General features: G+C 73.3%; 5 protein-coding genes. 1 reads left to right on the forward strand and 4 read right to left on the reverse strand.

Translation table 11 applies throughout. The annotated features are described in order from the left end of the window. Positions 1 to 151: 151 nt before the first annotated feature. The 4 genes from AB0G02_RS23825 to AB0G02_RS23840 form a co-directional block, all read right to left on the reverse strand. On the reverse strand, positions 152 to 1,282 hold the full coding sequence (locus AB0G02_RS23825; RefSeq protein ID WP_360797677.1) for a glycosyltransferase family 4 protein: 1,131 nt from the start codon (positions 1,280 to 1,282) through the stop codon (positions 152 to 154). Positions 1,283 to 1,291: 9 nt separating this feature from the next. After that, on the reverse strand, positions 1,292 to 2,557 hold the full coding sequence (locus AB0G02_RS23830; protein ID WP_360797678.1) for a hypothetical protein: 1,266 nt from the start codon (positions 2,555 to 2,557) through the stop codon (positions 1,292 to 1,294). A gap of 59 nt (positions 2,558 to 2,616) precedes the next feature. Beyond that, complete coding sequence (locus tag AB0G02_RS23835; protein ID WP_360797679.1) at positions 2,617 to 3,657, reverse strand: NlpC/P60 family protein; 1,041 nt, start codon at positions 3,655 to 3,657, stop codon at positions 2,617 to 2,619. A gap of 295 nt (positions 3,658 to 3,952) precedes the next feature. Beyond that, positions 3,953 to 5,269 (reverse strand): NYN domain-containing protein, encoded by a 1,317-nt coding sequence (locus AB0G02_RS23840; RefSeq protein WP_360797681.1) that lies wholly within the window; start codon positions 5,267 to 5,269, stop codon positions 3,953 to 3,955. 289 nt (positions 5,270 to 5,558) lie between these two features. Here AB0G02_RS23840 and AB0G02_RS23845 point away from each other — a divergent pair. Beyond that, the coding region (locus AB0G02_RS23845; RefSeq protein ID WP_360797680.1) for a DEDD exonuclease domain-containing protein at positions 5,559 to 6,743 on the forward strand (1,185 nt) is incomplete at its 3' end.

Raw genomic sequence — 6,743 nt, forward strand, 5'->3', positions numbered from 1 at the left:
TTCCCACCCCTGGACGTTCAACTCACCGATCCCGGACGTAGGACACGCCAGTTCCGAACGTAGGACACGCGCGACACGAACGTAGGACTCTCGCGAGAGTCCTACGTTCAGGACGCGAGAGTCCTACGTTCAGGACACCCGAGTTGAACGCTCAGGCGTTGATCAGGGCGGCCAGGCGGTCGGCCAGGTCGTCCCACCGCCAGTTCGCGGTGACCCACTCACGGCCCGCCGCGCCCATCTTCGCGGCGGTGCCGGGGTCGGCCAGCAGGGCGGCGACGGCATCGGCCACCCCCGCCACCTCGCGCCCGTCGACCACGCGCCCCGTCACGCCGTCGCGCACCGTCTCCGGCGCACCGCCCGAACGCCCCGCCACGACGGGCAGCCCGGTGGCCGACGCCTCCAGGTAGACGATCCCCAGGCCCTCGACGTCCAACCCGCGCCCGCGCGTCCGGCACGGCATCGCGAACACGTCACCGGCGTTGTAGTGCGCGGGCAGCTCCTCCCACGGCACGGACCCGGTCAGCACCACGTGCTCCGACACGCCCACCGACACCGCCAGCCGCTCCAACGTCCCCCGGTACGGCCCGCCGCCCACCAGCAGCAACGCCGCGTCGGGCACCTGCCGCCGGATCTCCGGCAACGCCCGCACCAGCACGTCCTGCCCCTTGCGCGGCACGAGCCGCGACACGCACACCACCACCGGCCGGTCGCCCAGCCCGTACCGGGCGCGGATCTCAGCCCCCGCGGACGCGTCCGGCGCGTACACCGACGTGTCCACCCCGGACGGCAGGTGCTCCAACGCCGCCAGCGGACCGAACGCCGCCGCGAACCGGGACCGCGTGTACCGGCTCACGAACGTCACCACATCAGCGTCCGACCCGATGCGCCGCAACGCCTGCCGCGCGCCGGGCAGCATCGACCAGCCGACCTCGTGCCCGTGCGTCGACGCGACCACCCGGGAAGCACCCGCGGCACGCAGCCGTGACGTCATCAACGCCAAGGGCGCCGCCGCCCCGAACCACACGGCGTCGCAGCGCGCTCCACGCAGGATGTCCGACGCACGCCGCACCACGTCCGGCGTGGGCAGCATCAACGTGCCGGGGTGCCGCACCACCTCGAACGGCTGCACCGCGTCGAACTCCGGGTGCGAGCCGGACGGCGACTCCCACGACGGCGCGTACACCACCAGGTCGGGCAGCCGCACGGCCAACGCGTGCAGGTAGGCCTGGATCCCGCCCGGCCGCGGCGGGAAGTCATTGGTCACCAACAAGGTCCGACGCACGGGCCCACGTTACGGGAACGCCCGCCGCAGGAAGTCCTGCCACCCGCGCACCAGGGCCGCGGAGTCCTCGCCGGTGACCTCCAGCAGCACGTCGTCCACTTCGGACGCCCGAACCCGCGCCAGCCGCCGGTACAGCCCCACCAGCCCCGGCTCGCCCAGCGACGACGCCAGGTACAGGTTCAGCGACCACGCCTGCTGGTAGGCCAGCTCCATCGCGCCGCCGCGGAAGTCGGCGTCCGACGGCAACGCGGTCGGCAGCCCCTGCCGGACCTGCGCCGCCAGCAGCGGCGCGGCCTTGGCCGGCGGCACGTCGCTGCGCCGGTAGCCCACGTAGTCCGCGAACCCCTCCAGCACCCACATGGGAGCGCCGTCCACGGTCTCCCCGCGTGCGGCGATGTGCGTGATCTCGTGCCGCAGCAGCACCCGCAGCGACAACGGCGACAGCACGCCCGCGCTGTCCGGGTTCAGCACCACGCGCTGACCGCGGGCCGTGTGCGTGGTCGGATCCACCCGGTCGGCCACCGCGACGCCCGCGATCGCGCCGGTGGCGAAACCGGGTCCGACCAGCGCGACCATCTCGTCCGCGCTCGCCGGGACCACCACGGCCACCTGCCGCGACCACGCCTGCCCCCACACCTCGGTCACCGCCGTCACCGCGCCGTCCAGCTCCGCGAGCACCCGTGCGGCCAGCACCTCGCCGCCGGGGTGGCTCAGCACGAACCCGCCGGTGCCGCTGACGACGTGGCACGGCCCGAAGTCCCAAGGCCCGCGCCAGGTGCGCTTGCCCAGCGGTTCCAGCGCGGTGTCGGAGTTGAGGTACCAGCGGTCGCCGCGCCGGGTGAACAGGTAGGCCATGCCCTGACCGCTGGGTTCGACGTCCACGCCGCTGAGCCGGTACGACAGCCGCACGTCCGGCGCCCAGGCCTCGTCGGAGGCGGGCAGGCGCAGCGTCGAGAGGTCGGCCTCGCCGGCCAGCTCGTAGGTCCACTCGGCCAGCGGCACGGCGGCGAGGTTGCGGAACAGGTCGCGCTGCCGCTGCCGGAACGCCGGGTCGGCCTGCGGGTCGAGGTCCGCGGTGAACGCCGGTTCGTCCCGCTCCAGCAGGGCCCGCGCCCGCCGTTCGAGCAGGGAGCGGACGGCGTCCGCGCGGGCGGAGGAGGTAGGGTCGGCCGCCGCCGCGGGCGCGGACGGGCTCGCCGGCACCACGGCCGCGGTCAGCCCGGCGAGGAAGGTCACGGCCACCAGTGCGGCCAGCACGACCCGGATGCGGCTCACGAGCCTCCTGTCATCGGCAGGGCCACCCCGTCCAGGATGGCCCTGCCCGACGACGGCTGTCAGCCCGCGATGCGGCGCATCGCGTAGATGCTGCCGGGGGACTCCAGCGACACGACCTTGACCGGGACGCCGTCGGTCGAGGCGTGCACGACCCGACCGTTGTCCACCGCCATGGCGACGTGGTTGCCACCGTTGTAGATGATCAGGTCGCCCGCCCGGACCTCGCCGCGGCTGACGGCACGCCCGGCGCCCGCCTGACCGCCGGAGGTGCGCGGGATGGTGACGCCGGCGTAGGCGTAGGCCTTCGACGTCAGGCCCGAGCAGTCCCAGCGGTCCGGGCCGGTCGCGCCGTACAGGTACATGTCGCCCTGCTGGTCCAGCGCGAACTGGAGGGCGACGCCCGCGGCGCCCTCGGGCACGTTGGTGCTGACCTTCTCACCGACGCTGGTCAGCGTGGTGCGCTCCTGCGCGGTCAGCCGGTTGAGCTGGTCCTTGACCTCGTCGATCTGGCCCTGGAGCTCCGCCTGGCGCTTCTTGATGTCCTCCGCGATGCGGATCGCCTCGTCGGTCGCCGCCTGCGCGCGACCCTGGGCGTCGGCCGCCTTCTGCCGCGCGTCCTCGGCGGCGTCGACCGCCCCGGACAGCCGGACGAGGGCCTCGTTGTTGTCGGACGCCAGCACGCCGATCGCGGACATGCGGTTGAGGAAGTCCTGCTGGGAGTCCGACACCAGCAGCGCCGACAGCTGGTTGAACCGCGCGCCCTCGAACGACGCCTCGGTCAGCTTGTCGACCTGGACCCGGAAGTTCTCCTCGTCCGACTTCGCCTGGTCGCCCGCCTGGGTCGCCTGCGCCAGGTCGGCGTTGGCCTTGTCCAGCTCGGTCTGGTTGGCGTTGCGCTGCTCTTCGGCGCGCAGGAGCTCTTCGTTGAGCTTGGTGGCCTGCTCGGCCAGCTCGTTGTACTTCTTCAGCGCCTCGGAGGCGTTCGCGGGGGTGTTCGGCTGGGCTCCGGCGGGTACGGGCATGACGCCCACCGCGGCAGCGGCCACCGCCGTGGCCGCCATCGCCCCGCGCAGGCCGCGCTTGAGTCGTTGCGACGCCACAGTCGCGTGTGTCTCCTTCGTCTGAACCGCCTCTGACCGGGCGCATGGCGCGACCCGGCAGTCCTCGGACACGAGTGTTCCGTTCGGCTCCCCGACAGGCCGATTCGGCGGTGAACCCGCGTCGCGGCCCAGGATGGACCACTGCCCGCCGCGAGATCTCGGACAGGTTACGAAACGTAAGTCCCTGCGTCCACTAGCGGGGCATGGAATTCGCTCTCAGTTCACGACAATTCACGAATGGCCTAGCTGTGACCTGGTCGTGTGACCCCCGGTGGTGTTAAAAACACGATCTGTGTCACACACGGCCGAGTCGCGCCAACAGCACCGCCGACGGCACCGGGTGCGCGCCCCGCCGCCGGACGGAATCCGCGACCGCCCGATCGGAGGTCACCACGACCACCGGACGGCCTTCGGGCTCCGCGGTCACCAGCGCCCGGATCACGTCGTCGGCCAGCACGCCGGGATCGCTGAACAGCACTCGGACCCCGCGCGGCGCCGACGTCGGCACGGCCACCACGCCCGCGCCGTCGAACACCAACGTCACCTCCGCACCGGTGCGCGCCGCCAGCACGGCCAGCTGGTGCACCAGTCGGTCCCGCTGGTCCGACAGCGACAGCTCCGGGTAACCCGTCTTGGTGACGTTGTAGCCGTCCACGATCAGGTGCACGGCGGGCAGCGCCAGCAGCCGGTCCAGCGCCGCCGGGTCCTCCACCCGACCGACCGCGCCCTGCGCCGCGCTCGCACCGCGCACGAGGTCCGCCGGCCGGGGACCGGCGCCGCCCAGGGCCAGCTCCCGGCGCAGGCCGTTCACCGCGCCGTCCAGGGTGTCCACCAGCAGCGCCAACCGCACCTCGTCGGCCTGCCGCGCCTCCTTGGCGGACTGGCGGGCCACCTCGGCGTCCGACTCGGCCCGCTGCGCCTTGGCGCGCTCGTTCTCGGCCCGTTCCCGCTCCCGATCGCGTTCGGCGGTCAGGCGGCGCACCTCGGCCTCGGCCTCCGCGCGCACCCGCTCCACCTGCGCCGCGGCCGACTCGGCCCGGTCCTTCGCCTCGCGCAGCCGCACGCCCTGCTCGCGCAACCGTTTGCGCAGCCGTTCCAGCTCGGCCTCGGACGCCTCGCGGATCTTGTCCACCGCGCCGCCCGCCTCGGCCCTCTCGGCCTTCAGCCGGTCCAGCTCGATCTCCAGCCGCTCCGCCCGCTGCACGGCCAGGTCGCGCTCCGAGCGCAGCACCGCGTCCGCCACGCGCCTGCCGACCAGCTCGATGAAGTGGCTCGCGACCTCCTCGCCCTGCAGGATCGCCGCCGCACCCGCCGCCACCGGGTCCGGCGCGGTCACCTCCAGCACCGCCGGCCGGTTGCGGCGCAGCCACTCGACCACGGCCGCCCGGAAGTTCGTGGACGCCTTCAACCCGCCGATCAACGCCGGCGCACCCAGCCGGGCCCGCTTGGTGGGCGCGAACCGCGCCACCGCGCGCAGCGACTGGGGGACGTCGACCTTCGCCAGGTCCCCCAACGCGTCCGCGCTCAACTCCGCGAGCCGGGCGCGCAGCGGCTCGGGCAGGGCGGCCCAGTCCACAGTGGACTCGACAACCTGCTCGGGCTCGTCGGCCACCAGGTCGTCGCCACTGTCGACGGGCGCGCTCGGGTCTTGCACCAGTACAGGCTAGCTGTGTTGGATTGCGCCGCCTCCGGCGTCGCGGGCGAGGACGACTCACGTGCCGCCTCCGGCAGCCCCCCACCCGCGAGGTCGCGTCGGTCGGTCGCGACTCATTTCCCGGCGATCACGCCCTTCGATCATCGGGAAATCAGGCGCGAACGGCCGACTTCCGGGCGACCGAGCCGCCGTCTGCGGAGCAGCGGCGATCAAACACTGTCGGTGTCGGGCGCTACCGTGCGGCGCGATGACTACTCAGCTCACGTTCGACGAACTGGGCACACCGCTGCGCGAGACCACGTTCGTCGTGTTCGACCTGGAGACCACCGGCGGCCGGGCGGACGAGGACTCGATCACCGAGATCGGTGCGGTGAAGGTGCGCGGCGGGCAGGTGATCGGTGAGTTCGGCACCCTCGTCGATCCCGAGCGGGGCATCCCGCCGCAGGTCGTGGCGTTGACCGGGATCACCCAGATGATGGTGACGGGCGCACCGAAGCTCACCACGGTGCTGCCCGCGTTCCTGGAGTTCGCGGCCGGCGCGGTGCTGGTGGCGCACAACTCCGGCTTCGACGTGGGGTTCATGAAGGCCGCCTGCGCCCGCCACGGGTACACGTGGCCCAAGCCGACCGTCGTGTGCACGGTGAAGCTGGCCCGCCGGGTGCTCAGCCGCGAGGAGGCGCCGAGCTGCCGGCTGTCGGCGCTGGCGCAGCTGTTCGGCGTGTCCGAGCAGCCGAACCACCGGGCGCTGACCGACGCCCGCGCCACCGTCGAGGTGCTGCACCGCCTGCTGGAACGGGTCGGTTCGGTCGGGGTGCACTCGCTGGAGGAGCTGGTCGCCTACCTGCCGGAGGTGACGCCGGCGCAGCGGCGCAAGCGGACGCTCGCCGCGCACCTGCCGTCGACGCCGGGCGTCTACCTGTTCCGCGGGCCGTCGGAAGAGGTGCTGTACGTCGGCACGGCGTCCGACCTCCGGAGGAGGGTGCGGCAGTACTTCACGGCCAGCGAGGGTCGGCGGCGGCTGCGGGAGATGGTGTCACTTGCCGTGCGGGTGGACGCGGTGGAGTGCGCCCACTCGCTGGAGGCGGAGGTGCGGGAGCTGCGCCTGCTGACCGCCCACAAGCCCGCGTACAACCGGCGTTCGAAGAACCAGGGCCAGGCGTGGTGGCTGGTGCTGACCGAGGAGGCGTTCCCGCGCCTCTCCGTGGTCCGCACGGCCCGTGAAGGGGCACTCGGCCCGTTCCGGTCCCGCAGGCTCGCGGAGACGGCCCTGGAGGCGGCGCTGGAGGCCGTGCCGCTGCGGCCGTGCTCGATCCGGATCCCGGCGCGCAACGCCTCCGCCACGCCGTGCGCGCTGTTCGAGCTGGGCCGGTGCAAGGCGCCGTGCGCCGGGCGGCAGCCGGTGGACGACTACTCCCCCGCCGCCGACGCGTTC

It is taken from the genome of Actinosynnema sp. NPDC023658, from assembly GCF_040639995.1.
Taxonomy (GTDB): Bacteria; Actinomycetota; Actinomycetes; order Mycobacteriales; family Pseudonocardiaceae; genus Actinosynnema.